Consider the following 25059-nt stretch of genomic DNA (forward strand, 5'->3'; position numbering starts at 1 on the left):
AAGACTTGCGTGAGGAGTTCGCCGTGACCGCACCGGTTTTTCTCGATGTCGACGGAACCAGCATCGCTGTCAGGCGCGCTGGGGGTGCCGCGCCAGGCATTGTCTGGCTCGGCGGCTACAAGTCGGACATGCTGGGCACCAAAGCCGAGAAGCTGGCGGAATGGGCGAGCGGGCAAGGCCGGGCATTCCTGCGCCACGACTATTCCGGTCATGGCGAATCGGGCGGCGCCTTTGCCGACGGCACCGTCTCGAAATGGCTTTCGCAAAGCCTCGCTGTCTTCCGCCATTTCACGCAAGGCAGGCAAATCCTGGTCGGCTCGTCGATGGGCGCATGGATCGCGCTGCGCATGATCCAGGAATTGCGCCAAGAATTGCACAAGGAAGGCCAGAACCGCATCGCCGGCCTGGTGCTGCTGGCGCCGGCGCCGGATTTCACCGCAGAGCTGGTCGAGCCGGCGCTGACGAAAGCGCAGAAGCGCGATCTTGCCAAGAAGGGCTTTTTCGCGGAGCCGTCGGACTATTCGGCCGAGCCTTACATCTACACCCGAGCGCTGATCGAGGACGGCCGCAACAACCTGACAATGAACGGGCCGATCGACACCCATTGCCCCGTCCACATATTGCAAGGGCTGGCCGATGCCGACGTGCCGCCGAGCCATGCGCTGAAACTGGTCGGCCTGCTGCCGGCCGACGACGTCACGCTGTCGCTGATCCCCGACGGCGACCACCGCCTGTCGCGGCCTCAGGATCTCGACATGCTGGTGCGGGCGGTCGACGCCATGGTGCGGCAGGCAGGCTAGGGACATGCGCATTTCCATTCCGGTATCCGCCTTCGTCGCGGCGATTGTCGGCTTCGGCGGCACGCTGGCCATCGTCATCGCCGCCGCCAAGGCGGTCGGCGCGACGCAGGTCGAAACCGCGAGCTGGGTGACGGCGATCTGCCTCGCCATGGCGATCGAGAGCCTGTGGCTGTCATGGCACACCAGGATGCCGGTCATCGCCGCATGGTCGACGCCGGGGGTGGCGCTGATCGCGGCATCGAGCGGCTTTTCGATCGGCGAAGCCGTCGGCGCCTTCATCGTCACCGGGATTTTGCTGATTGCCACCGGCCTGTTCAGGCCTCTGACCAAGCTGATCGCCAGGATACCGGCCTCGGTCGCGTCGGGGATGCTGGCCGGCATCGTCGTCACCTTCGCCATCAATGCGGTGAAGGCCATTCCCGTCGACCCGTGGCTGATCCTGCCGCTGATCGCCGCCTTCTTTGTCATCCGCCTGTTCAATCCGGCGCTCTCGGTGCTGGCGGTGCTGGTCGGCGGCGGCGCTGCCGCCTTCCTCACCGGCCGGGTCGGTGGCCTGCCGACCCCGGAACTTTCGACGTTGACGCTGATTGCGCCGCAGTTCACCGTCACGGCGATCATTGGCCTGGCGCTGCCGCTTTATCTCGTCACCATGGCCTCGCAGAACCTGTCCGGCCTCGCCGTGCTGAGGGCCGCAGGCTATCACCCGGAACCTGGCCCGCTGATCGGCGTCACCGGCCTGCTTTCGCTGCTGTCGGCGCCGTTCGGGGCCTCGACCACCAATCTGGCGGCGATCTCGGCGGCGATCTGCACCGGCCCCGATGTGCATCCCGATCCGGGCGAGCGCTGGAAGACCGGCCTCTTCTACGCGCTTGCCTATCTCGTCTTCGCCATTTTCGGCGCCTCGCTGGTGGCGATCTTCGCCGTGCTGCCGCAGAGCCTGATCGTGCTGGTGGCCGGGTTGGCGCTGATGGCGCCGCTCACCAACGCGCTGTCCATTGCCTTGAAGGAGGAGAGCGAACGCATGGCCGCCACCGTCACCTTTGCCGTCACCGCCTCGGGGCTGACGCTTTTCGGCGTCGGCGCGGCATTCTGGGGGCTGATCGCCGGTTTGGTCGTGCTTTTCCTCGAAACCCTCAAAAAGCGATAATCATTTCAGCCGGTTGTCCGGTTTTGGCCGGCACTGTCTTGAATCGCCGTTTTTCCCATCCCATTTCGATTCCACGCAGCCGGGATTGGCTGTCTCCAACTGAAGGATTGGGAGAAAATGAACACATCTGCATTGATCCGTCCGGCCTGGACGCCGGCGACCATCGCACTGATGGTGATCGGCTTCATGGTGTTCTGGCCGCTCGGCCTCGCCATGCTCGCCTACATCATCTGGGGCGACCGGCTTGACGGCTTCAAGCGCGACGTCAACCGCGCGACCGATGGCATCTTCGCCGGCTGCCGCCGCGGTTCCGACAGAGCGGCGCGCTGGGGCCACGGCTCCGCCCGCACCGGCAACGTCGCTTTCGACGACTGGCGCGAAAAAGAACTCGAGCGGCTCAATGAAGAGCGCCGCAAGCTCGACGAGATGCTGAGCGAGTTCGACGAATATGCCAGGGAATTGCGTCGCGCCAAGGACCAGGAAGAGTTCGATCGCTTCATGGCGAACCGCAACAAGCCGACATCTCCTGCAACTGGTGGATCGACCGGCTCGACGGGGACTGGCAACGGTGGCAAATCCACGCCAGGCCTACTGGACGAGTAAGGCACTTGGCCTGATATAAATAATCAGAACGGCGTCGCGTCAGCGGCGCCGTTTCTTTTATGTTCTATTCGTTTTCCTCGAATCACGTATCGTCCCGCCATGTCATTCGGCTTCTTCCGCAACCTGACCAAACCCAGGCCCGCCCCCGTCGTGGAGCGGGAGCATTGTGTTGCCGGCCGCACGCTGCCGCTGAAGATCGTCGAGAGCGACCGGGCACGGCGCCTGACGCTGCGCATCGATTCCGGCGGCCGTGGTCTGCGCATCACCGTGCCGCCGGGCCTGCGCCGAGGCGAAGTGGAAAAATTTCTCGATCGCCATCAGGACTGGCTGGAGCAGCGGCTGGCCAAGGTGCCCAACCGGCCGCAGGTGCGGCCGGGCATCAAGATACCGGTGCGCGGCGTGCCGCATCGCATCGTTCATGAGCCTTCGAAACGCGGGACCGTTACGCTGTCGCGCGACGAACGCGGTCCGCTGATGATCGTGCATGGCGATCGTGTGCACCTGCCGCGCCGCATCGCCGATTTTCTCAAGCGCGAAGCCAAGCGCGAAATCGAGGCGCTGGTGGTCAAGCATACCGGGGCGGTCGGCAAGCGCGCCAAGGCAATCCGCTTCAAGGACACGTCGAGCCGCTGGGGATCGTGCACGTCGGACGGCAACCTGTCGTTCTCCTGGCGCATCATGATGGCGCCGCGACCGGTCATAAACTACCTCGTCGCGCATGAGGTGGCACATCTCAAGGAGATGAACCACGGCCCAAAATTCTGGAAATTGTGCGAGCAGCTCTGTCCCGACACCGAGCGCTGCAAGGATTGGCTCAAGCGCAATGGCGGCGCGCTGCAAGCGATCATGTTCGAGTAGATCGCCCGATCAGTCGTCGTTGGCAGCGTTGAGCTCTTCAGGACGCAAGCCCTCGTCGGTATGGCGCGGCCATGGCAAGAAATTCTTCTCGAAGGCATCGTTGCTGAAATAGTCGAGCGCGCGGTGTGCCTCGGCGCCGTTGAAGGCGGCCTTGTCCATCAGATGCGCGATGACCTCGCGGGCCTGCGCGAGCTTTTGCCTGAGTTGGGCGACGGTTTGGTCTGCCATGCTTGTTTGCTCCCGCCTGTGCTGCCTGAAGTAAGGTAGCGCGTTCCGCATTCTTATCTAGATAGGTAGCGCGTTCCGCGCTGGCGGCAAACAGGATGCTTTTTCTCGACTCTTTTGCCGTTTCGTGCCAATCCCCGCGTCATGACGCTCGACATCAAGATATGCGGATTGAAGACCGACAAGGCGTTGGCCGCGGCATTGGCCGGCGGCGCCAGCCATGTCGGCTTTATTTTCTTTGCCAAAAGCCCGCGCTATGTCGAGCCGGCGGAAGCCGGCCGCTTGCGCGAAGCGGCAGTCGGCATGGCCAAGGCGGTTGCCGTGACGGTAGACGCCGGCGATGCGTTTCTGGATGAAATCGTCGAAAAAATGCGCCCGGACATGCTGCAGCTGCATGGCTCGGAAACGCCGGAGCGGGTGGCCGAGATCAAGGCCCGCTATGGCCTGCCGGTGATGAAGGCGCTGCCGGTCAGCGAGACTGCCGACCTGGAGCGGATAAGACCCCTCGTCGGCATTGCCGACCGTTTCCTGTTCGACGCCAAACCGCCGAAGGGTTCGGAACTGCCGGGCGGCAACGGCATTGCCTTCGACTGGCGCGTTCTGGCCGACCTTGACGCAGGCGTCGATTACATGCTTTCCGGTGGACTCAACGCCGCCAATATCGGCGATGCCCTTCGGCTTGCCAACCCGCCCGGACTAGACATTTCCTCGGGCGTGGAAAGCGCGCCGGGCGTCAAGGATCCGGCGCTGATCGAACAGTTTTTCCGGGCCGTCAGGGCAGCGCGCGACAACCGCGCCGCCTGACCGATCAAACCACAAGCTAGGAGATCGGCGATGAACAGGCCGGCGACACCCAATTCCTTCCGCACCGGACCCGACGAGCAAGGCATGTTCGGCATCTTCGGCGGTCGCTTCGTTGCCGAAACGTTGATGCCGCTGATCCTCGACCTGGAGCGGCACTGGAACGAGGTTAAGGACGACCCGGATTTCAAGGCCGAGCTGACGGACCTTTCGACCCACTATGCCGGGCGGCCCTCGAAGCTTTATTTCGCCGAAGGACTGACCAGGCATCTTCGCGAGGTTTCCTCGGCGAAGGGCCTGGGCGGCGGCGCGAAGGTCTACTTCAAGCGCGAGGATTTGAACCACACCGGCTCGCACAAGATCAACAACTGCCTCGGCCAGATTCTGCTGGCCAAGCGCATGGGCAAGAAGCGTATCATCGCCGAGACCGGCGCCGGCCAGCATGGCGTGGCGTCGGCCACCGTTGCGGCGCGTTTCGGCTTTCCGTGTGTCGTCTACATGGGCGCTACCGACGTCGCCCGGCAAAGCCCGAACGTCTTCCGCATGAAGCTGCTCGGCGCCGAGGTGCGGCCGGTGACCGCCGGCCACGGCACGCTCAAGGACGCCATGAACGAAGCTCTCCGGGATTGGGTGACCAATGTCGAGGACACCTATTACCTGATCGGCACCGCCGCCGGCCCGCACCCCTATCCGGAGCTGGTGCGCGACTTCCAGTCGGTGATCGGCACCGAGGCGCGCGCCCAGATCCTGGAGCAGGAAGGCCGGCTGCCGGACACGATCATCGCCGCCGTCGGCGGCGGCTCGAACGCCATCGGCTTGTTCCATCCCTTCCTCGACGACAAAGAGGTTCGCATCATCGGCATCGAGGCCGGCGGCCGCGGCCTCGACGGCATCGAGCATTGCGCCTCGATGAGCGCCGGCGCGCCCGGCGTGCTGCACGGCAACCGCACCTACCTCCTGCAGAACGCCGACGGGCAGATCATGGACGGGCATTCGATCTCGGCCGGCCTCGATTATCCGGGCGTCGGACCGGAGCATTCCTGGCTGCGCGACAGTGGCCGCGTCGACTATGTGCCAATCCTCGATGACGAGGCGCTGGAGGCGTTCCAGCTGACGACACGCGTCGAAGGCATCATCCCGGCGCTCGAATCCGCCCATGCCATCGCGCATGCGGTGAAGATCGTACCGGCCATGGACAAGGACCAGATCGTCATCGTCAATTTGTCCGGCCGCGGCGACAAGGACGTGCATACGGTGGCCAATATGCTGGGCATGGAGATCTGATCATGACCACCCGCATCGACCGCCGCATGGCCAAGCTGAAGGCCGAGGGCCGCCCGGCGCTCGTCACCTATTTCATGAGCGGCGACCCGGACTACGACACCGCCCTGTCGATCATGAAGGCACTGCCCAAGGCAGGCGCCGACATCATCGAAATGGGCATGCCGTTTTCCGATCCGATGGCCGACGGCCCGGCGATCCAGGCCGCCGGCCTGCGCGCGCTGAAAGGCGGCCAGACCCTGGTCAAGACGTTGAAGATGGCGTCGGAATTCCGTGCCGCCGACAATGAAACGCCGATCGTATTGATGGGCTACTACAATCCGATCTACATCCACGGCGTCGACCGCTTTCTCAGGGATGCGCTGGCCAGCGGCATAGACGGGCTGATCGTCGTCGACCTGCCGCCGGAGATGGACGAGGAATTGTGCATTCCGGCGCTCAAGGCCGGCATCAATTTCATCCGGCTGGCGACGCCGACCACCGACGACAAGCGCCTGCCCAAGGTGCTGCAGAACACCTCCGGCTTCGTTTATTACGTGTCGATGACCGGCATCACCGGCTCGGCACTTGCCGGCACCGGCAAGGTGGCGGCGGCGGTCACGCGCATCAAGGGGCATACCGACCTGCCGGTCTGCGTCGGCTTCGGCGTAAAGACCGCCGAGCAGGCACGCATCATCGGGGCGTCGGCCGACGGCGTCGTCGTCGGCACCGCGATCGTCAATGCGGTCGCCAATGTTCTGGGGCCGAAGGGCGAAAAGACCGCCGATCCGGCCGAGGCGGTCGCCACGCTGGTCAGCGGGCTTTCGCAAGGCGTGCGTACCGCTCGCCTTGCTGCCGCCGAATAGTCTTGATCTTCTGGTTGACCATGAATCCACCGAAAACCGGTTTCCCCTTTTCGAGTCCATGGTCTAACTCTTCGTCAGGACAGGAGCCGAAGCGATGAACTGGATCACCAACTACGTTCGCCCGAAGATTAATTCGATGCTCGGCCGGCGCACCGACATGCCTGAGAACCTCTGGATCAAGGATCCGGAGACCGGCGAGATGGTCTTCCACAAGGACCTGGAACAGAACCAGTTCGTCATCCCGTCCTCCGGCCATCACATGAAGATCTCGGCCAAGGAGCGGCTGAGATTCTTCTTCGACGACGGCAAGTACGAGATGCTCGAAAACCCCAAGATGGTGCAGGATCCACTGAAATTCCGCGACGAGAAGCGCTACACCGACCGGCTGAAGGAGGCCAAGGCCAAGACCGGGCTGGACGACGCCATCATCAATGCGCTGGGGACCGTCGAGGGCCTGCCGGTGGTGGTGACCGTGCAGGACTTCGCCTTCATGGGCGGCTCGCTCGGCATGGCAGCCGGCGATGCTATCGTTCGTGGCTTTGAGGTCGCTGTGCAACGCAAGCGGCCGCTGATCCTGTTCGCGGCCTCCGGCGGCGCCCGCATGCAGGAAGGCATCCTGTCGCTGATGCAATTGCCGAGAACCACGATCGGCGTCGATCGGCTGAAGGAAGCCGGTCTTCCCTATATTGTCGTCCTGACCAACCCGACCACCGGCGGCGTCACCGCCTCTTACGCCATGCTGGGCGACGTGCACATCGCCGAGCCCGGCGCGCTGATCGGTTTTGCCGGGCCGCGCGTCATCGAGCAGACCATCAGGGAAAAACTGCCCGACGGCTTCCAGCGCGCCGAGTATCTGATGGAGCACGGCATGGTCGACATGGTGGTGTCGCGGCTGGAGATGCGCCAGACGATCGCGCGGCTCCTGAAAATGCTGCTCAAGCTGCCGGAAGAAGAAAAGCCGCTGGAACCGGAAATTCTGCCGCCGGTGGCGCTCCCGGCGGAAGCACGCCCGCAAGCCTGACGCGACATCCGTCGTCGCGAACCGCGATTGCGCGCCATCTGTGGCGCTGTAGCATCTTGATTCGCGCATGATCCTTTCCGAAAATCGATTTCGATTTTCGGGGTCATGCGCTAGGATTCTCCCATGACCACGCTTGCCGCCGACCGCGAAATCGAAAGCCTGATGTCGCTTCATCCGAAAGGCTTCGATCTTTCGCTCGACCGCATTTCGCGGCTGCTGGAGCGGCTGGGCAATCCGCAGGACCATCTGCCGCCGGTCATCCACATCGCCGGCACCAACGGCAAGGGCTCCTGCGCCGCGTTTTCGCGGGCGCTGCTGGAAGCATCCGGCCACCGCGTCCATGTCCACACATCGCCGCATCTGGTGAACTGGCATGAGCGCTACCGGCTGGCCGCCGACGGCGGCGGCAGGCTGGTCGAGGATAAGGTCTTCGCCGACGCCATCGCCCGCGTCGCCAAAGCCAATGAAGGCCAGAAGATCACCGTCTTCGAAATCCTCACCGCCGTCACCTTCCTGCTGTTTTCCGAATATCCGGCAGATGCCGTCATCATCGAGGTCGGCCTTGGCGGCCGCTTCGATGCCACCAATGTCATCAGCGAGCCGGCGGTGTCGGTGATCATGCCGGTCTCGCTCGACCACGAATCCTTTCTCGGCGACCGTGTCGAACTGATCGCCGCCGAAAAAGCCGGCATCATCAAGGGCGGTTGCCCGGTGGTCATCGGCGCGCAGGAAAGCGAAACGGCGCTGCAGGTGCTTATCGAAACCGCCGAGCGGCTCGACTGTCCCGCCTTCGTCTATGGCCAGGATTTCCTCGCCTTCGAGGAAAACGGCCGGATGGTCTATCAGGACGAAGACGGGCTGATGGACCTGTCGCCGCCGCGGCTGCCAGGGCGCCACCAGTTCGCCAACGCGGCGGCGGCGATTGCGGCGGTCAAGGCGGCGGGCTTCGAGATCAGCCATCGCGTCGCCGACAAGGCGATGGCCAATGTCACCTGGCCGGGTCGGATGCAGAAATTGCCGCAAGGCAGGTTGACGGAACTGGCGCCGAAGGGCGCCGACATCTGGCTCGACGGCGGCCACAATCCGGGCGCCGGCGTGGTCGTCGCCGAAGCACTTGCCGAGCAGGAGGAAAAGAACCCGCGGCCGCTGTTCCTGATTTCCGGCATGATCAACACCAAAGACCAGAGCGGCTATTTCAGCGCCTTCAAGGGGCTGGTGCGGCATGTCTACACGGTGCCGGTGAGCCTCAGCGAGGCCAGCGTGCCGAATGACGAACTGGCGATCCGCGCCGTCGAGGCCGGCCTGTCGGCCGAACCGGTGAGCTCCGTCGCCAATGCGCTGATGCTGCTGCGCGACACATGGGACGGACCGCCGCCGCGCATCCTGATCAGCGGCTCGCTCTATCTGGCCGGCGCGGTGCTGGCCGAAAACGGCACACCGCCGACCTGATCTATTCTGCCGGACCTCCGGTACCAAGTGGCCAGAACAATTCCAGGAAAAGTGTGTCGCGGTTTTCCCGGGAAAAGCGCGTCGCGCTTTCCCTAGGGAATTGCGTAAAACAAATACTTAGAGCGGCTTCGGTGGTTCTATCGAAAGCTGAACGCTCTCGAACGCGGGAGCGATTGCCAAGTCATTGCGCTTCTCACGACAGTCTGCCTTCGTCGTCGATCGGCGCGAGCCACGGAGGATCATCGCCCTATTTCCATAGAACGAGGTTGAGATCCGTCTCGACAGCGCCGGCCGCAAAGCTGCGAAACAAGCATGGCTGGATAGCCCTCGTCAAAGCCTGCGTTCTTGATTCTCCGCTTGGCATCTGATCCCGCCATGCGCTGTCGGCAAGATGTTGCGAGGGCCTGCTCCCGCGTTACTTCAGCTCGATCTCGATGAAGGCATACTCGCCCTCATTGGCATTGATGACGTCATGCTCCACGCCCTCCTTGCGGAAATAGGGCGCCCCCTTCTTCATTTCGGCGAAGGATTCGCCGTCCTTGGTCAGGAGCTTGAGCTTGCCGTCCATCAGCGGCACGATCACATAATCATGGCCATGACGATGCCAGCCGGTGTTGTCGCCCGGCGCGAAGCGGTATTCGGTGACGATAACGCGCTCATTGTCGATGAAGACGGTGGCCTTGGCGGATCCGGTCATGTCGTTCTCCTGCTTTAAGCCAGACAAGAACATGGGGCCGCAAGTGGCGAGTGCCAGGGCGGACCAGCGCATGACCCAGAAAATCGGATTCGATTTCCGGGGTCATGCGCAAGATCGAGTGCTACAGCGTCCTTTGCGCGTCCAAGAGGGACGCGCGGCGCTGTGAATAACGCCAACAAAAAAAAGGCCCGGCGCGAGGCCGGGCTTGATTGCAAAGATTCAGGGTCGGATCAGGCGAGATTGCCGTTGATCCAGTGCGACAGCGCCGTCTTCGGTGCGGCGCCGACCTTCATGTCGGCCATTTCGCCGCCCTTGAAAATCATCAGCGTCGGGATCGAGCGCACGCCGAACTGCGCCGCAAGCTCGGGATTCTCGTCAATGTTGAGCTTGGCGATCTTGACCTTGCTGCCGAGTTCAATGGCGATGTCTTCCAGCGCCGGCGCGATCATCTTGCAGGGGCCGCACCACTCCGCCCAGAAATCGACGACGACGGGCTCCTTGGCGTCAAGCACATCGGTCTGGAAATTGCTCTTGTCGACCTTGACGGTGGCCATGCGAAAATCCTTTCGTGAGTTATTGTCGCACCAAATGTGGTGGTGGTCGCGCCCTTCTTCAAGCAGCTGTTGTGTCACGCTCCCGTGAGTCGGGCAAGAGCGTCGTCCATGACCGCCGGCGGCAGCTCGATCAATCGTGGCGCTTCAGTGAACAGCAGCGCCGCCGAGACCTCATGCTCGGGATAAAGCGGCTGAAGCAGCGCGCGATAGAGAGCGAGTTGCAGGACATAGGCCGATGGAACGTCCGCCAAGGTTGCAGGCGCCGGCCTATTGGTCTTGTAGTCGACGATCGACACCCTGTCTGGCGTGACCGCCAGCCGGTCGATCTTGCCGGAGATCGAGCGCAGCTTGCCCTTGACCTCGAGGCTGCCCATGACCGCTACTTCAGCGCGTGAATTGGGCGCAAACAGCTGATCGAAACGGCTGTCGGCAAGGATCGTCGCCACCGAGGCCAAGGCCTTGTCGCGCTCGATTTCTGGCCACTGCGCGCCGGCGCGCTTGAGATAGCGTTCCGCGGCATCGCGGTGCTCGGCCTCCGCAATGCCCGGCAGCATCTGCAGCAACTTGTGCAGCGCCAGTCCGCGTATCACGGCAAAGCCAGGCTCCGCCTCGGTGTCCAGCACCGGCGAGCCCGTGTCGATCACCGCTTGCTTGGCCTCGTCGATCAGCGCGGAGGCGCCGGACGGCGACAGCGGCCGCGGCAGATCCTCGAAGGGCGGCAAAGGCTGGAACAGGCTCTTCGGCAACGGCTCGAACTGTGTCGTCTGCCGCGCCTCTTCGGCAGCCGCATGTCCGACCGGCGGCAATTTTGTCACGTGAAACCGATGCACGGTCTCGCCGGTGGCGGGGTGCTGCCGCTCAGCACTTTCGGGGGCGCCGACCAGCGCGCGGCTGACGATCGAATGCCAGGTGCCGGCGTTTGGTGCCCGCTTGCCGTGATAGCCGCAGACGATCAGCCGGTCCTCGGCCCGGGTCATGCCGACATAGAGCAGCCGGCGGTATTCGTCGTCTGCCAGCTCGCGAGCGCGGACCGAAGCGGCCCGCGAAAATCCATTGGCGACATCGCTGGCCGAGCGCCAGAGATAGCCCTTGCCGTCCCAATGGTCGCCCGAGCCTTCGAACGGCATCAGTCTGGGCAGATGCTGGTCGCTGAACGGGGCGGAACCGCCATCGACTAGGAACACGACAGGCGCCTCCAGGCCCTTGGCGGCATGCACGGTCATGACGCGAACCTCGTCGCGGGTCTGGTCCATTTCACGCTTGATCTCGGGGCCGGCATTTTCCAGCGTCGACAGGAAGGATTCCAGTCCCGGCAGGCCGGTCCGTTCCTCGGCTAGGCAGAAGCTCAGGAACTCGTCGAGAATGTCGCCGGCCTCCGGCCCGAGCCGCGCGATCATCTTCTTGCTCAGGCCGTCGCGGGCGAGAGCCCCGGCATAGAATTCGAACACCGGCTTGAATGCGGCTTCATCGGACCAAGTGTCGAGTTGGGCAGCGATTGCGGCCAAGGCAGCACTTTCACCGGCATGCTGCCTGAGCGAGGCGATCAACGAGAGGCCGGACGGCCGCTCGCCGGCAAGCGCGAAAAGCGTTTCTTCCGAAACATCGAAAATCGGGCTGCGCAGCACGGCTGCAAGCGACAGATCGTCCTCAGGCTGGACGAGAAAGTGGCCGAGTGCGATCAGGTCCTTTACCGCAATATGGCCGGGCAGGCTGAGCCGGTCGGCGCCGGCGACAGGGATGTCGCGGCGCTTCAGCGCGCGCGTCAGCGCATGGACGAAGCGATCGCGCTTGCGCACCAGCACCAGCACGTCGCCTGGCCGAAGCTTCTTGCCGCGGCCTTCGATGATTTCGCCGGCGCCGACCCAGCCGGCAATGGTCGCCGCGACGTTTTCGGCAACACGCACCGCCGGCGCATGAGCGTGGTCCACGGCTTGCGTCCAGTCGTCGGGCTCGTCAACGACGTCGGCACCGATCGACGGCCAGACCTCGACATAGCCCGGCGCATCGGTGCGGATCGCCTTGTGGTTCAGTGGGTCGGGATCGTGGCTGATGCCGCGCCGCACGACCGGGTCGGCAAAGACACGGTCCACCGCCGCAAGCACGTCGTCGGTCGAGCGGAACGACCAGGTCAGCTTGAGATCGGCGAAGGCGGCGTTGGCGTCGCGCACCTTTCCGGCAAACAGCAGCCTTGAGTCGGCGAAGGAGTCGGGCGCCGCTCCTTGAAAGGAATAGATCGACTGTTTTTCGTCGCCGACGGCAAAGACCGTGCGGTGAACCGTGTCGCGCGCGCCGAGCCCTGCAAAGAATTCCTCGGCCAGCCGCTTCACCACCTCCCATTGGTCGGGACTGGTGTCCTGCGCCTCGTCGAGCAGGATATGGTCGATGCCTTGGTCGAGCTTGTATTGAACCCATGGACCGGCATCGGGCCGCGCCAGGAGATTGACCGTTCGGGTGATGAGATCGTTGAAGTCGAGGAAGCCGCGCGCGCGCTTCAAATGCTCGTAGCGGGCGATCAGCCAGTCGGCGATGGTCAGCGCGGCACGTGTGCCCTCGACCATCCTGAACAAGGCCAGCCGGTCGGAGATTTCGAGGATGGCATCGGCCGCCGAGAGATAGCGCTCGGCAAGATCCGGCAATCGGTCGAGCAACGCCTTCTTGAACGTCTTTGCCGGCTCATAAGGCTCGCCATCCGCCCGCAGGAAGGCTTTTGCCAGCAATTGCAGCCGGCGAACCGGATCATCCTCGGCGAAGGCAAGATGGGCGTAGGGCAGCAAATTGTTCAGCACGATGCGGGCATCGGCGGCTTCGGCAGCGCGGGCAAAGGTGACGAAATAGTCCGGCAGGAAGCCCGGCAGCGGCCAGACGGACGCCGCCAGGCCTTCGGCGGTCAGGCCGGCGCGAAACCTGAACTCGTCGAACAGCGCCCGGAAGCTATCATCGGCGGCAGCGCTGATGAAGGCGCGCAAGCCGTCGCGCTTGCGCACAATCTCGGCCAGCAAGGCGTCGAGCCCATGTTCGCCGCCGCGTTCCAGAATGGTGGCGAAAGCCTCGGCCAGTCCCGCATCGCCGGCGGCAGTGCCCGAGATCATGTCGCGGCGGGCGGCGGCGAAGAGCGACGCCTCCATCTGCGGATCAAGCATTTCGAAATGGGCCGGTATGTTGGCCTCCAGCGGAAACTGGTGCAGCACCGATTCGCAGAAGGCGTGGATGGTCTGGATCTTCAGCCCGCCCGGCGTCTCGAGCGCCTCGGCGAACAGCCGGCGCGCGCGGCGCATGGTTTCGCGATCGGCCTGGCGACCGTCCAGCGCTTCAACCCTTGCCGCCAGTTCGACGTCGCCAAGTGCCGTCCATTCCGACAGCGTCGAAAACACCCGGTTCGACATATTGGCGGCTGCGGCGCGGGTGTAGGTCAGGCACAGTATCTTCGACGGATCGGTGCCGCGCAGCAAGAGCCGGATGACGCGCTGGGCCAGCACATGGGTCTTGCCGGATCCGGCATTGGCCGAAACCCAGGCGGAATTTTGCGGGTCCGAGGCGCTGGCCTGGCTGGCGGCGGTATCGGTCGGGATTGGATAGGCCTTCTTCATGCCTCCCCTCCCTCGTCGTCGGCGTCGCCGCCGGCGGACCATTCGAGCACGCGGGCGAGATGATCGTAGTCGCCATCGGTCTCGCCCTCGCGGAACGGCAGCGCGCGCGAAAGATAGCCTGTCGTCGGGTCGGCATAGTGGATCAGCAGTTTTTCGAGCCGTGCCCAGGCCTCCTCGGCGAGATCGGCGGCGGTTCGCGGCTTGCGGTTGTATTCGAGGATGGATTCCTCGAACACCTCGCCGTTCGGTTTCAGCCTGATGAAGGCTAGCTGCGACGGCTCGCGCGCAGCGAGTCCCTTGAAGGCGCCGCGCCTGAGCAGCGCGCCTTCGAGCGCCAATTGCGGCGAAAGCAGCGTATGGGCCTGCGCCTTGGATGGCGAGGAGCCGGTCTTATAATCTAGGATGTCGGCCATGCCGCCGGCCAGGAGATCGACACGATCGGCGTAGCCGGACAGCGTCACGCCCGACTGGCCGACGCCGGTTTTCTCGGCGCGCTCTTCGGCATGTCGCATTGTCACGGCGAAGGCGCGGCCGCGTTCCCATTCGATGATGCCGGCGGCGAGCTTTTCGAAGCGCGGCCACCACACCGCCTCGACATCGGGAGGAAGGGCCGCCTCGGCAAAGCATGCGCGGCCGGCGGCGATAAGACCGTCCAGCGCCTCCGACACAAGCGGGTCGGCCACTGTCCGCGAAAAGAGATGCAGGATGGCGTGAAACAGCGTGCCACGCTCGGCGGCGCCCGGGTCGCGGATGACCGGATCGAGCGGCATCAGGCCGAGGATCCTCCTGGCATAGATCGCGTAAGGGTCGCGCCGCAGCGTCTCGATCTCGGTGACCGAGAAATGTTGCGGCCGCACCGTCAGCGGTGGCTTCGGCTGCGGTCGCGGCGCGAAATCTCTCCTTTCGCCGGCATCGAGCGCACGGGCCCAGGACAGAAATTCATCACCACGCCGACGAAGCACCGCCGCGTGGTCCTTACCTATGAACGTCAGGAGGCGCTGCAGCCAGCGCGATGGCACCGCCGGCGCGTCGCCGGAGCGAGCGGAGCGCGCCAACACCACGTTCTTCGCTCCCATCGCCATCTGGAAGTCATGGGCAGCCAGGCCGATGCGCCGTTCGGGCGGTTCGAGATCGATGCCGGTCTTCATCAGTCGCGACATGAAGCGGTCGCCCTCCGGCTTGCGCGGCCATACGCCTTCGTTAAGCCCGCCGACGACCAGCGTGTCGACGCTCTGCAACCGGCCTTCCAGCGCACCCCAGATGGCGATGTTCCTGTCGGTCCCTTGAGCCGGCTTGACGGTTTCGGGCGCGATCAGCGCCTCCATCACGTCGGGCCATTCGTCCGCCGCGAAGGAGAGCGACGCCGAGGCGGCGATCAGCCCGCGCAAGAGCTCGGCGAGCTTTTCGCCGGCATCGCCGGCATAGAGCTCGCTTAGGCTGCCATCCGCGGTGCGGCCAAGACTTTCGAGCGCGACGACGCTGGCCCGGGTCAATTCGGCAAGATCGGCTTCGGCTTGACTGCGAAAGGCGGTTAGCGGCGCCAGAGCATCGGCAAGGCGAACGAGCAATTCGCGGGCGCGCTCGATGTTTCGCACAGTCAGGCGGGAAAACCAGAAGGGCGGCCGGGTGCTGCCCAGGCCGGTGAGGCGGGCCTCGAATAGCACCGGCAGCGAGGCGACGTCGGGGCGGCCGGTGCCGCCGCGCAGCGCCACCAGTTCGACGATCTTCGCCGCGTGACGGACGCTTGTGCGTTTCAGGCCGAGGCCAAGCAGCGGGTGCTTGAGCAGCGACAGCAGAGCGACCGGGTCGCCGGGCCGGAACGCGACCTGAAGCGCCAGCCTGAGCAGGCCGGCGGCTGGCGTGTTGATGAGCTGGGTGCCGCCTGAATCGTCGGCGACGACACCAAACCGCAAAAGCTCGACTGAGACACGCCGCGCCAAAGCGCGGTCGCCGGTGACGAGTGCGGCGCGCTGGCCGGGCTGTTCGACAGCGCGTTTGAGTGAGACGGCGATAGCCACCGCTTCGTCGCGCTCGCCGGCGGCTTCGAGTAGCGTCACGTCGGCGAAGGCCTCGGTGATATCGCCGGCCGTAAAGCGGGCGCGCGTCTCGGCCCACAGCTCGGTGGTCTCGGCCGGCCGCAGCGCCTCGCCGACAAGTGCGGCGCGCAGCGCGAGCGGCCTTTCGGCAATGGCGATCTCCCCGACATCGCCGCGTAGCACGCCGATCTTGCCGATCAGTTTTGCCAGGCCGTATTGCGGGTGGCCAAGCAAGGCCGGCCGGGCGCCAGGTGCGGCGATCGCCGCGAAAGACGGCTCATCCAGCTTCAGGTCGAGGCCGGGCAGCACGACGGCGCCGCTGGGCAGGCCGGCGATCACGGCAAGCAGTTCGGCGGTGGCGGGAATGGAACCCGTGGAGCCGGCGGCGATCACCGGTCCGGCCGGCGGATTGCGCTTCAGCCGTGCTGCTTCCAGCCTTATCAGCGCATTGCGATGCGCGGCCGGGTTGGAGCGGTTGCGTTCTTCGAGGAGATTCGGCCAGTTTTCGGTGACGATGCTCAGGAAGTCGAGCGTCACTTGCCACCAGCCGGCGAGGTTGCCGGTCACCAGATCGGCGAGCTTGGTCCAGTCCGTATCTTCCGTCTCGATCTCGTCCATCAGCCGGGCCAGATCGCGCGCCAGCCAGATGGCGTCGGCGGCGGAGGCCGGTACGACGATCTCCTCGTCGAAAAGTGCCGCGACATGCGCCGGCAGGCGGCGTTTCCAGGCGCGAACCAGCGGCGCCAGCAGCAGCAGCCGCTCGATTGCGGCGATCGGCGGCGCAAGGTCAATGGCGGCCGATGCGTCGGCCTCGAACGCGGCCTCGTCCTCGTCGAACTCGCCGAGCGGGCGGATGACCGGCAGGATCGCCGAGCGGCTGCCCAGACGGTCGACGAAAACGCCGCGCAGCGCCCGCGCGGCGCGGCGCGTCGGCACGTAGATGGTGGCGTCGGCCAGCGCTAGCGGGTCGCCGTCGAAGCGGAAACCGGGAACGAGCCGCCCTGACAGCAGGGCCTTGGCCAGCGTCGGCAGAAACGGCGCTCCGGGCGGGATCGAGAAAACGCGGCGGAAGCCGCTCATTTCAACTCAGTGATGGCGCTGGTCAACGCGGTAAAAGCGCTGGATGACTCAGCAAGAGCGGCGGCGACGGCCGCTTCCGCAAGCGGAATGGCGTCGGGCGTACCAACTGTGATCCAATGGCCCTGCATCACCATGCCGAACAGGCGACCGGCAGAGATGGCCGCATCGAAATAGGCGTTGAGCGAATGCGGCCCGGCCGGCGCATCCCTGAAAAGCCTGGGATGGACGATCGCCGCACCGGCATAGATCAGGCCTGTCGGGTCGCCTTTCGAACGCCGCAAGGCGCCGTCCGGCGACATCAGGAAATCGGTGCCGCCGTTGTGTCCGGTTGCTGACTGGGGATCCGCGAGCATCAGCAGAATATCCATTTTCGCCGCGTCCCACGCAAGGGCGAGGCGGGCAAGGTCGGGCACGCCGCTGTCGATCCAGAAGGTGTCGGCGTTGACGATGTAAAAGGGAGCCCCTCCCAGTTCCGGCAAAGCATGGACAATACCGCCGGCGGAATCGAGCAGTCTTTCGCTTTCATCGGAAATGACGACCTTCGGGGCGCGGCGCGCGGCGACGTGGGCGACGATCTGTTCGGGAAAATAATGGACGTTGACTATGGCCTTTTCAACGCCGGCGCGGGCCAGGCTGTCCAGGCTCCAGTCGAGCAATGTCTTGCCTGATATCTTGACCAGAGGTTTTGGCATTGTGTCGGTGATTGGCCGCATGCGCTTTCCCAGCCCGGCGGCAAGCACCATTGCGATCTTGGGGCGTGCCGTCATAGCGACCGTTCCTCCAGCAGGCCGTGGGCTGTATAGAAATCCCGCAGGGCAGCCAGTGCTGGATGCGCCAGCGCCCGCCGAAGATAGTCGCGAATGCGCGGCAGGTGCTTCAGATAATAAGGCTTGCCGTCGCGCTTTTCGAGCCGGACGAAAATGCCGAGAATCTTCGAATTGCGCTGCGCCGCCATGATCGCATAGGTTTCGACGAATTCGTCTTCGTTAAAAGCGCCGGCCTTATGGCGCGCGGCGATATAGGCATCGAGCGTCCGCCGCTCGATCTCAGGCGGGATCGTAACGCGGGCATCCATGGCAAGCGAGGCGAGGTCGTAGGCGGACGGGCCGATCAGCGCGTCCTGGACATCGACGATCCCGAGCCGATCGTGACCGGTACGCTCGCCGCGCCAGATGATGTTCGGCGAATGAAAGTCGCGCAGCATAAGTGTGTATTCGCGCCCTTCCAGCCGGTTGAGGACCGCATTCCATTCCCTGTTATAGCCGGCGCGCAAGGCATCGCTTGCCGGGCCGCCTGATATCGCCGGCACATACCAGTCGACCAGCAATTCGGCTTCGATCATCATGGCGTCGCGGTCGAAAGGCGGCACGTCGTGAAAGACGCCGGGCGCGATCTCGATGCGATCGGGCCATGCCTTGCCATGCATCATGGCGAGCAGTTCGGCCGCCGCCGCGTAGCGCTCCGCCACCGGCTGACCCTGCTGGCCGAGAAATCCCTCCGAGCCGAGATGCTCGAGCAGAAGAAAACCCTGGTCCAGGTCCTGGGCGTGGACCTCCGGGGCGCTGACGCCACCGGCCCGCAGCGCCCGGTCGATGGCGACGAAGGCCGAGACCGATTGCGCGGTGTGGGCGATCAAAGCATAGGGCCTGCCGTCGCGGACCGGCGGCCCGAGCACCAGCCGCGGCGAGTTCATCAGCACGCGGGGCGGCAGGCCGGCCAGCGAGACGATCTCATAGGAACGGGCCGAGGCGTCGCCGATAAGATAGCGTCTCTGCGCTTCACCCCAGCCGGCTCTTTTCAGAAAATCGCGCATGGCCAGCGATCGCGCCGCACGCTCGAAGGCAGCGCCTTGTCCCGACAATCTCGCCAGGCGTCCGTCGTTCTGATGGACGAGTTCGATCAGCACCGAAGTCTTTGGCAAATAGGCCTCTGCCTGTTCCGGCCATTCGACCAGGGCAGCGCCTTGCGCCAGCGCCTCGTCAAAACCCAGCTCGTCCAGTTCGGACGCCGAGGACAGGCGATAGAGGTCGAAGTGATGGACGGGAATACGCGCCTCATAGCTCTGGACGAGCGTGAAGGTCGGGCTCGGCACGTCGAGTCCGGCATCGTCGGTCATTGCCCTGATCAGCGCCCGCGCCAAACTCGACTTGCCGGCGCCGAGATCGCCTTTGAGCGCCAGCACGTCGCCGGGGCGCAGCGACATGGCCAGATCCTCGCCCAGCCTTGCGGTCGCAGCCTCGTCGGCGAGAAAACGCTCCAGCACCACGCCTGCCATCGAGCGCGCTACTCGGCCGCCGCGCGGATGCCGGACGGCGTGTCGGGAAAGGCACAAATGACGGTTGTGCCCATGTCCTTGCCGGTCTCGATGCGGACGCTGCCACCATGCAACTCGACAAAGCTCTTGACGATCGACAGGCCGAGGCCGGCGCCGCGCCGGCGGCCGCCATTGGTGCGCGGTTCGAAACGCCGGAACACCGAATCGAGCAGGTCCGGCGGCATGCCGGGACCGTCGTCGTGAACGGAGAATTCCACGCCTTCGGCAAGCGAGCGGCAGGCGAGCGTGATGGTGCTCGCCTCCGGAGCGTAGTTCGCGGCATTGCTCAGCAGATTGTAGAGGATCTGGCGGATGCGGATTTCGTCGCCGTGGAACGTCTTCGGCGCAGTGGCCGCATCGACCTTGAGCCTGATTGCATGCTCCTCCAGCCGTTCGGAGACAAGCTCGGCAGCGGCAGCGATGGTCCGATCGACGTGAACTTCGGAGATATCGAGCTCCATGATCCCGGCATCCACGGTCGCCAGGTCGAGGATGTCGTTGACGATGGTGAGCAGAACCGAGGAAGACGAGCTGACATGCTCAACATATTCGCGCTGCTTCTGGCTCAATGGCCCGGTCGACGGCAGCGAAAGAAGCTCGGTGAAGCCGATGATGTTGGTCAGCGGCGAGCGCAATTCGTAGGAGACGTGCTGCACGAACTCGTTCTTGAGCTGGTCGGATTTTTCCAGCGCCTCGTTCTTGTCCTTCAGCGCACGCTCGACATTGACGCTGTCGGTGACGTCGACGAAGGTCATCATCACCTGCCCGTTGGGCAGCGGGATCATCGCGTAGCGCAGCACGGTGCCGTTGTTCAGCTCGGTCTGGCCGTGGCGGTCGCGGCGCTCGTCGTCGAAACCGGTGATGGCGGCAACGAACCCGCGCCAGGGGCTGTCCGGCGCGCGCCGGTCGCACAGATCGCGGATCGTGGAGACGTGAACGTTTGGCTTGGCGGCGTCGGCGTCCAGCCCCCAAAGTGCTGCGAATGCCGGGTTCGACAATCTGAGCCTTCCGTCCGGGCCGAACACGGCCACGCCTTCGGCAAGATTGTCGAGCGTCTCGCCCTGAACCCGCACTGCGGTCTGGTAGCGGCTTTCGAGGTCCATCTTCTCGGTCAGGTTCTCGAACACCCAGGTCACACCGCCCTTAGGCTGCGGATTGGCGACGACGCGGATGGTCTTGCCGTCCGGCAGATGCCACCAATGTTCCTGCGACTCGACCGCGCGATAGGCACTAAGCAGGCTTTCCTTCCAGCGCCGCCATTCGGGCTGCTCGGCGATCTTGCCTTCGCTGCGCAGCCGGTCGAGCAACAAAGCGTTGTCGGGAGCACTGTGCAGGAAGCCGCTGTCGAGACCCCATAGTTTCTGGAACGCCTGGTTGAAAAACCGCAGCTTTTCGTCGGTATCGAAAATCGCCACGGCGGTGTTGAGCTGATCGAGCGTGTCGGCGTGGCTCCGCACGGTCCGCTCATATTCGTTACGGATGGTTTCGATGGCGCTGGTGTCGCAGGCAAGACCCGCCGAACCGTCCGCGCCGGCGAAGTCGGTCACGGCGAACATGCGGCGGTCGCCTTCGATCACAGTGGAAAGCGCCTGCTCGAAGACGGGATGCGACTTGTGCTGTGCAGCGATCGCATCGCGCGCCTGGCTACCCAAGAATTCCTTCGCATCGCGAACCGCCGCTTCGGCGTTTTCCGCCTCGACCGCCTTGGCATAGGCGCGGTTGACCCATTTCAGCCGCCCGTTCGCCGTGCGCAGCCATGCTGGCATGCTGAGTGCGTTGAGAAGGCCGATCATGGTGTCATAGTCGGCGGCGAGACGCTGGTTCTCGATTTTCAGCCTGGCCTCGCTTCGCTGCGTTTCTGAAAGCGAGACGAAACGGACGACCACATGTGCTGCGCCCTTGCGCCCGTGCACTTCGAGCGGCGCACCGGCCTGCGATTCAAGGACGAGATCGAACGGCTTCGCCTTTTCCCGCAGCCCCGCCACGGCATTTTCGAGCGCCGCCGCCGAGCGCGGCATCAGCCAACGGCCGAAGGCGAGGAAGGCGGCACGGTCTTCCGGGGCGCCGCTTTCAACCGGCAATGTCCCGACGAGCTCGGGCTTCTTGTTTTCCGAGGCCCATACGACGACACGCTGGCCGCGCAGATTGAGCAGCGCCTCGGAGCGTTGCAGCGCAGCGTTGACGTCGGCCAAGCGGGCTCTGAGTTCGACATTCTGCGCCGAGGTGCGCGCTCGTTCGCGGATCAGGAAAATGGCTGAGACAAGTGCCGCGCCCATGACGCCGACAAACATCGCGAGTTGCATGACCTCGACGGTGCTGACCGACAGGCCGGCTTTGGACGCAGCAGCGGGTCCAGCATGTGCCGAAAGGCCAAGCAGCGGACCGGCGAGCGCGGAAGAAGCAAGCAATTTTCCGACGCGGCTGCCAGCGCGCCATAAGAGGCTCTCGCCTCTGGCAGCGGAACCCGTGGTCACCGAATCGTTGTGGCCGCCGGAAACGGCCTGTCCCGCGCAAGGCGGGTAATCCCCCGGCATGTCCTGGTCCTCTTCGCCGCCTGAATGCAAGACCGCCCTGATGCGGGCGTCGGCTCTCGTCCCCCGGCCCCGCGAATCAGCACCATAGCGCTTGCGCGAATCGGCGTGAAGAATCAATCAGCGCAAAAATAAAGCCGGGCGAAAAGTCAATCGCCCGACCTCAATATCTAGTGGTAATTTCCGCTGTGGTTAATAGCGGTAGTGTTCCGGCTTGAACGGTCCCTGCGGGGTCACGCCGATATAGGCAGCCTGTTCGCCGGACAACTCGGTGAGCCGGGCGCCGAGCTTGTCGAGATGCAGGCGCGCGACCTTTTCATCGAGGTGCTTCGGCAGGACATAGACCTGGTTCTGATACTGGCCGGCCTTGGTGTACAGCTCGATCTGGGCCAGCACCTGGTTGGTGAAGGACGCCGACATGACGAAGCTCGGATGGCCGGTGGCGTTGCCGAGATTGAGCAGGCGGCCTTCCGACAAGAGGATCATCCGCTTGCCGTCCGGGAAAGTGATCATGTCGACCTGCGGCTTAATGTTGGTCCACTTCAGATTGCGCAGCGACGCCACCTGGATCTCGTTGTCGAAGTGGCCGATATTGCCGACGATCACCATGTCCTTCATCGCCCGCATGTGGTCGATGGTGACGACATCCTTGTTGCCGGTGGTGGTGATGATGATGTCGGCGGTCGGGGCGGCATCTTCGAGCGTGACGACTTCGAAACCGTCCATCGCCGCCTGCAATGCGCAGATCGGATCGACTTCGGTGACCTTGACGCGGGCGCCGGCGCCCTTGAGCGACGCCGAAGAGCCCTTGCCGACGTCGCCATAGCCGCAGACGACCGCAACCTTGCCGGCCATCATCGTGTCGGTGCCGCGCCGAATGCCGTCGACCAGCGATTCCTTGCAGCCATATTTGTTGTCGAATTTCGACTTGGTCACGCTATCGTTGACGTTGATCGCCGGGAACGGCAGCAGGCCCTTCTTCTGCAACTGATAGAGCCGGTTGACGCCGGTCGTGGTCTCTTCAGTGACGCCGCGGATCGCTTCCTTCTGCTTGGTGAAGAAACCGGGCGATGCCGCCATGCGCTTTTTGATCTGGGCAAACAGGATTTCTTCCTCCTCGCTGCCCGGATTGGAGAGCACATCCTCGCCGGCTTCGGCGCGCGCACCGATCAGGATGTACATGGTGGCGTCGCCGCCATCGTCGAGGATCATGTTGGAGGTGCCGCCATCGGCCCACTGGAAGATCTTGTCGGTGTAGACCCAGTAGTCCTCGAGCGTCTCGCCCTTGACGGCGAAGACCGGAATGCCGGCCTCGGCGATGGCCGCGGCCGCATGGTCCTGGGTCGAGAAGATGTTGCAGGAGGCCCAGCGGATATCGGCGCCGAGCGCCTTCAGCGTTTCGATCAGCACGGCCGTCTGGATGGTCATGTGCAGCGAGCCGGTGATGCGCGCGCCCTTGAGCGGCTGCGCCTTGCCGAATTCCTCGCGGCAGGCCATCAGGCCCGGCATCTCGGTTTCGGCGATCTCGATCTCCTTGCGGCCCCAGCCGGCAAGCGAGATGTCGGCGACCATATAGTCATTGCTACCCGTCATGGCAGTGCTCCGATCAAGAATTGTCTTCGGGATGCGCCCACGCCGGAAGGCGTGTCGAAGGGCGCGAGTTGCCGGCCTGACTAGCAGATCGTCGGCCTGACGACAATGGGATATAAAGAAATCTTTATCCGTGCATGTCTTCGGAGACGCCTCGGTCCGAAATCGGAATTGGTTTCCGAAAGCACGATGCGCAAATTCAAGGTGCTAAAGCGTCCTTTGCGCGTCCAAATGAGGCGCGGCGCCCTGGGCGTCAGGACTCCTCGCCGAAGCGGGAGGCGACCAGTTGCTCCAACGCGTCGATCACCTGCTCGGCCTCCGGGCCGCTGGCGGTGACGCGGATCGAATAGCCGGGGCTCGCCGCCAGCATCATGAGGCCCATGATCGAGGTGCCGCCAACCGTGACGCCGTCCTTCTCGACCTGGACGGAGGCGTCGAAGCCGCTGGCGACCTGAACGAACTTCGCCGAGGCGCGGGCATGCAGGCCACGCTGGTTGACGATTGGAAATTCCCGGACGATGTCACTCTTCTTGGCCGACAGTGCGTTCATTTGCTGCTCAGCAGCTGGCTGGCGACATTGATGTATTTGCGGCCGGCCGCCTGCGCCTCGTCAAGCGCTGCGCTCATATTGTCGCCCTTGCGAATGCTGGACAGCTTGATCAGCATCGGCAGGTTCATGCCGGCAATGACTTCGGTACGACCGGATTCCATCACCGAAATCGCGAGATTGGAAGGCGTGCCGCCGAACATATCGGTCAAAACGATGACGCCCGCCCCGGTGTCGACACGGGCAACGGCATCGACGATGTCGCTGCGGCGCTGCTCCATATCGTCATCGGCGCCGATCGCCACGGTCTCGAAACTGTCTTGTGGCCCGACGACATGTTCCACGGCATGGCGGAATTCGGCGGCCAGTTGACCGTGCGTTACAAGCACGAGTCCGATCATTCTTTGGTGGCTCCCGTCCATCGCCGCTTCATAGGCGTTTCATGCTCGCCGGCCCATTTCAGGCGGCGGGAGCGCTATCTTGTCGACGCGAGGCGCGTTGACAAGCCCAAAATTGCACAGGCACAGGCCATTTTGACGCATTGCAGCAACAATTCGAAAACGGATTATACGAAAGGCGCAATCAGCAGCCGCGCCATCACGGCCGGCGAGGCCGCCGGAACATTGCGTTCGGCAAGATCAATACTCGGCACCGGGCAGCCGGCTATAGGCTCGGTGGCATCGTCCTGGAAGCGGGCCATCTCGGTTGCCGGCACCAGCCGGACATGAAGATCGATCACGCCGCCGGGCTCGAACGACAATGGCCGCGGACCGAATCCGGGCACCTCGGCGAGGCCGGCGATAGGAGCGGGCACCCGACAGACCAGCCGCCCCGCGTGATCGGCAGCGAGGAGCCTGTCGTCGCCGATCAGCCGCGAAAACAATCCATGCTGGCGACAATGATCGATGAGGGCGAGCGCCAGCGTCGTCTTGCCCGAGCCGGACGGTCCCGTGATAAGGACACCACGCTCGCCGATCAGGATCGCCGTGCCGTGAATGTTCTCAGCCTGCACAGTCGGATCAGGCATGATCTTGTCCGAAACCCGGTTCCCACTTTTCGCTGCGGCGGACCCACTTTTCGGAGTCATGCTTTT

The 25059-nt window shown here is 64.2% G+C and carries 21 protein-coding genes; 9 read left to right on the forward strand and 12 right to left on the reverse strand.

Features of this window, described 5'->3' with window-relative positions; all coding sequences use genetic code 11:
• Positions 1 to 23: 23 nt before the first annotated feature.
• The 4 genes from A9K68_RS01805 (at position 24) to A9K68_RS01820 (ending at position 3408) form a co-directional block, all read left to right on the forward strand.
• Positions 24 to 800, forward strand: coding sequence for an alpha/beta hydrolase (locus A9K68_RS01805; protein ID WP_065011671.1), 777 nt, complete (start codon positions 24 to 26; stop codon positions 798 to 800).
• A gap of 4 nt (positions 801 to 804) precedes the next feature.
• Positions 805 to 1947: a benzoate/H(+) symporter BenE family transporter gene (locus A9K68_RS01810; RefSeq protein ID WP_065011510.1), complete on the forward strand. Its 1143-nt coding sequence runs from the start codon at positions 805 to 807 to the stop codon at positions 1945 to 1947.
• 117 nt (positions 1948 to 2064) lie between these two features.
• Positions 2065 to 2550 carry a DUF2852 domain-containing protein gene (locus A9K68_RS01815; RefSeq protein ID WP_065011511.1) on the forward strand — a complete coding sequence of 162 codons (486 nt, stop codon included), beginning with the start codon at positions 2065 to 2067 and terminating at the stop codon, positions 2548 to 2550.
• Positions 2551 to 2649: 99 nt separating this feature from the next.
• Positions 2650 to 3408 (forward strand): M48 family metallopeptidase, encoded by a 759-nt coding sequence (locus A9K68_RS01820; protein WP_029347461.1) that lies wholly within the window; start codon positions 2650 to 2652, stop codon positions 3406 to 3408.
• Positions 3409 to 3417: 9 nt separating this feature from the next.
• On the opposite strand, the gene A9K68_RS01825 is transcribed toward A9K68_RS01820, so the two are convergent.
• On the reverse strand, positions 3418 to 3636 hold the full coding sequence (locus A9K68_RS01825; protein WP_065011512.1) for a hypothetical protein: 219 nt from the start codon (positions 3634 to 3636) through the stop codon (positions 3418 to 3420).
• A 141-nt stretch (positions 3637 to 3777) separates the two neighbouring features.
• Between A9K68_RS01825 and A9K68_RS01830 the strand changes: the two genes are divergently transcribed.
• The 5 genes from A9K68_RS01830 (at position 3778) to A9K68_RS01850 (ending at position 9030) form a co-directional block, all read left to right on the forward strand.
• Positions 3778 to 4437, forward strand: a complete 660-nt coding sequence (locus A9K68_RS01830) for a phosphoribosylanthranilate isomerase (RefSeq protein WP_065011513.1) — start codon at positions 3778 to 3780, stop codon at positions 4435 to 4437.
• 30 nt (positions 4438 to 4467) lie between these two features.
• Positions 4468 to 5718 carry a tryptophan synthase subunit beta gene (gene trpB, locus A9K68_RS01835; RefSeq protein ID WP_065011514.1) on the forward strand — a complete coding sequence of 417 codons (1251 nt, stop codon included), beginning with the start codon at positions 4468 to 4470 and terminating at the stop codon, positions 5716 to 5718.
• 2 nt (positions 5719 to 5720) lie between these two features.
• Positions 5721 to 6560 (forward strand): tryptophan synthase subunit alpha, encoded by an 840-nt coding sequence (trpA, locus tag A9K68_RS01840; protein WP_065011515.1) that lies wholly within the window; start codon positions 5721 to 5723, stop codon positions 6558 to 6560.
• Between the two features lie 94 nt (positions 6561 to 6654).
• Positions 6655 to 7581 carry an acetyl-CoA carboxylase, carboxyltransferase subunit beta gene (gene accD / locus A9K68_RS01845; RefSeq protein ID WP_065011516.1) on the forward strand — a complete coding sequence of 309 codons (927 nt, stop codon included), beginning with the start codon at positions 6655 to 6657 and terminating at the stop codon, positions 7579 to 7581.
• A gap of 123 nt (positions 7582 to 7704) precedes the next feature.
• Positions 7705 to 9030 carry a folylpolyglutamate synthase/dihydrofolate synthase family protein gene (locus A9K68_RS01850; protein ID WP_029347454.1) on the forward strand — a complete coding sequence of 442 codons (1326 nt, stop codon included), beginning with the start codon at positions 7705 to 7707 and terminating at the stop codon, positions 9028 to 9030.
• 415 nt (positions 9031 to 9445) lie between these two features.
• On the opposite strand, the gene A9K68_RS01855 is transcribed toward A9K68_RS01850, so the two are convergent.
• From A9K68_RS01855 to A9K68_RS01905, 11 genes are all read right to left on the reverse strand, one after another.
• Complete coding sequence (locus A9K68_RS01855; protein WP_065011517.1) at positions 9446 to 9727, reverse strand: cupin domain-containing protein; 282 nt, start codon at positions 9725 to 9727, stop codon at positions 9446 to 9448.
• A 230-nt stretch (positions 9728 to 9957) separates the two neighbouring features.
• A complete protein-coding gene (gene trxA, locus A9K68_RS01860; protein ID WP_027152031.1) occupies positions 9958 to 10281 on the reverse strand; it encodes a thioredoxin in 324 nt (107 codons plus the stop codon).
• Positions 10282 to 10355: 74 nt separating this feature from the next.
• The gene (addA, locus tag A9K68_RS01865; RefSeq protein ID WP_065011518.1) at positions 10356 to 13868 is read right to left on the reverse strand and encodes a double-strand break repair helicase AddA; all 3513 of its coding nucleotides are present in this window, start codon (positions 13866 to 13868) and stop codon (positions 10356 to 10358) included.
• Positions 13865 to 16984 carry a double-strand break repair protein AddB gene (addB, locus tag A9K68_RS01870; protein WP_065011519.1) on the reverse strand — a complete coding sequence of 1040 codons (3120 nt, stop codon included), beginning with the start codon at positions 16982 to 16984 and terminating at the stop codon, positions 13865 to 13867. The genes addA and addB overlap by 4 nt, the downstream gene beginning before the upstream one ends.
• On the reverse strand, positions 16981 to 17751 hold the full coding sequence (locus tag A9K68_RS01875; RefSeq protein WP_065011520.1) for a nucleotidyltransferase family protein: 771 nt from the start codon (positions 17749 to 17751) through the stop codon (positions 16981 to 16983). Before A9K68_RS01875 ends, addB begins: the two co-directional genes overlap by 4 nt.
• Positions 17748 to 19259, reverse strand: coding sequence for a tRNA (adenosine(37)-N6)-threonylcarbamoyltransferase complex ATPase subunit type 1 TsaE (gene tsaE, locus A9K68_RS01880; RefSeq protein WP_065011521.1), 1512 nt, complete (start codon positions 19257 to 19259; stop codon positions 17748 to 17750). Before tsaE ends, A9K68_RS01875 begins: the two co-directional genes overlap by 4 nt.
• A gap of 8 nt (positions 19260 to 19267) precedes the next feature.
• The gene (locus A9K68_RS01885; RefSeq protein WP_065011672.1) at positions 19268 to 21832 is read right to left on the reverse strand and encodes a PAS domain-containing sensor histidine kinase; all 2565 of its coding nucleotides are present in this window, start codon (positions 21830 to 21832) and stop codon (positions 19268 to 19270) included.
• A 189-nt stretch (positions 21833 to 22021) separates the two neighbouring features.
• A complete protein-coding gene (gene ahcY / locus A9K68_RS01890; RefSeq protein WP_065011522.1) occupies positions 22022 to 23422 on the reverse strand; it encodes an adenosylhomocysteinase in 1401 nt (466 codons plus the stop codon).
• Positions 23423 to 23672: 250 nt separating this feature from the next.
• A complete protein-coding gene (locus A9K68_RS01895) occupies positions 23673 to 23969 on the reverse strand; it encodes an HPr family phosphocarrier protein (RefSeq protein WP_029347441.1) in 297 nt (98 codons plus the stop codon).
• The gene (locus A9K68_RS01900) at positions 23966 to 24367 is read right to left on the reverse strand and encodes a PTS sugar transporter subunit IIA (protein WP_029347440.1); all 402 of its coding nucleotides are present in this window, start codon (positions 24365 to 24367) and stop codon (positions 23966 to 23968) included. Before A9K68_RS01900 ends, A9K68_RS01895 begins: the two co-directional genes overlap by 4 nt.
• 164 nt (positions 24368 to 24531) lie before the next feature.
• On the reverse strand, positions 24532 to 24993 hold the full coding sequence (locus tag A9K68_RS01905; protein ID WP_065011673.1) for a serine kinase: 462 nt from the start codon (positions 24991 to 24993) through the stop codon (positions 24532 to 24534).
• Positions 24994 to 25059: the final 66 nt, after the last annotated feature.

The organism is Mesorhizobium sp. AA22 (assembly GCF_001672375.2).
Classification (GTDB): Bacteria; Pseudomonadota; Alphaproteobacteria; order Rhizobiales; family Rhizobiaceae; genus Mesorhizobium; species Mesorhizobium wenxiniae.

Coding starts and splice junctions, on each gene's coding strand:
- A9K68_RS01825 (WP_065011512.1), bottom strand. CDS start 3,636: ATGGCAGACCAAACCGTCGCCCAACTCAGGCAAAAGCTCGCGCAGGCC.
- trpB (WP_065011514.1), top strand. CDS start 4,468: ATGAACAGGCCGGCGACACCCAATTCCTTCCGCACCGGACCCGACGAG.
- A9K68_RS01820 (WP_029347461.1), top strand. CDS start 2,650: ATGTCATTCGGCTTCTTCCGCAACCTGACCAAACCCAGGCCCGCCCCC.
- A9K68_RS01810 (WP_065011510.1), top strand. CDS start 805: ATGCGCATTTCCATTCCGGTATCCGCCTTCGTCGCGGCGATTGTCGGC.
- A9K68_RS01850 (WP_029347454.1), top strand. CDS start 7,705: ATGACCACGCTTGCCGCCGACCGCGAAATCGAAAGCCTGATGTCGCTT.
- addA (WP_065011518.1), bottom strand. CDS start 13,868: ATGAAGAAGGCCTATCCAATCCCGACCGATACCGCCGCCAGCCAGGCC.
- A9K68_RS01815 (WP_065011511.1), top strand. CDS start 2,065: ATGAACACATCTGCATTGATCCGTCCGGCCTGGACGCCGGCGACCATC.
- tsaE (WP_065011521.1), bottom strand. CDS start 19,259: ATGGCAGGCGTGGTGCTGGAGCGTTTTCTCGCCGACGAGGCTGCGACC.
- trxA (WP_027152031.1), bottom strand. CDS start 10,281: ATGGCCACCGTCAAGGTCGACAAGAGCAATTTCCAGACCGATGTGCTT.
- ahcY (WP_065011522.1), bottom strand. CDS start 23,422: ATGACGGGTAGCAATGACTATATGGTCGCCGACATCTCGCTTGCCGGC.
- trpA (WP_065011515.1), top strand. CDS start 5,721: ATGACCACCCGCATCGACCGCCGCATGGCCAAGCTGAAGGCCGAGGGC.
- accD (WP_065011516.1), top strand. CDS start 6,655: ATGAACTGGATCACCAACTACGTTCGCCCGAAGATTAATTCGATGCTC.
- A9K68_RS01875 (WP_065011520.1), bottom strand. CDS start 17,751: ATGACGGCACGCCCCAAGATCGCAATGGTGCTTGCCGCCGGGCTGGGA.
- A9K68_RS01885 (WP_065011672.1), bottom strand. CDS start 21,832: ATGCCGGGGGATTACCCGCCTTGCGCGGGACAGGCCGTTTCCGGCGGC.
- A9K68_RS01905 (WP_065011673.1), bottom strand. CDS start 24,993: ATGCCTGATCCGACTGTGCAGGCTGAGAACATTCACGGCACGGCGATC.
- addB (WP_065011519.1), bottom strand. CDS start 16,984: ATGAGCGGCTTCCGCCGCGTTTTCTCGATCCCGCCCGGAGCGCCGTTT.
- A9K68_RS01900 (WP_029347440.1), bottom strand. CDS start 24,367: ATGATCGGACTCGTGCTTGTAACGCACGGTCAACTGGCCGCCGAATTC.
- A9K68_RS01895 (WP_029347441.1), bottom strand. CDS start 23,969: ATGAACGCACTGTCGGCCAAGAAGAGTGACATCGTCCGGGAATTTCCA.
- A9K68_RS01830 (WP_065011513.1), top strand. CDS start 3,778: ATGACGCTCGACATCAAGATATGCGGATTGAAGACCGACAAGGCGTTG.
- A9K68_RS01855 (WP_065011517.1), bottom strand. CDS start 9,727: ATGACCGGATCCGCCAAGGCCACCGTCTTCATCGACAATGAGCGCGTT.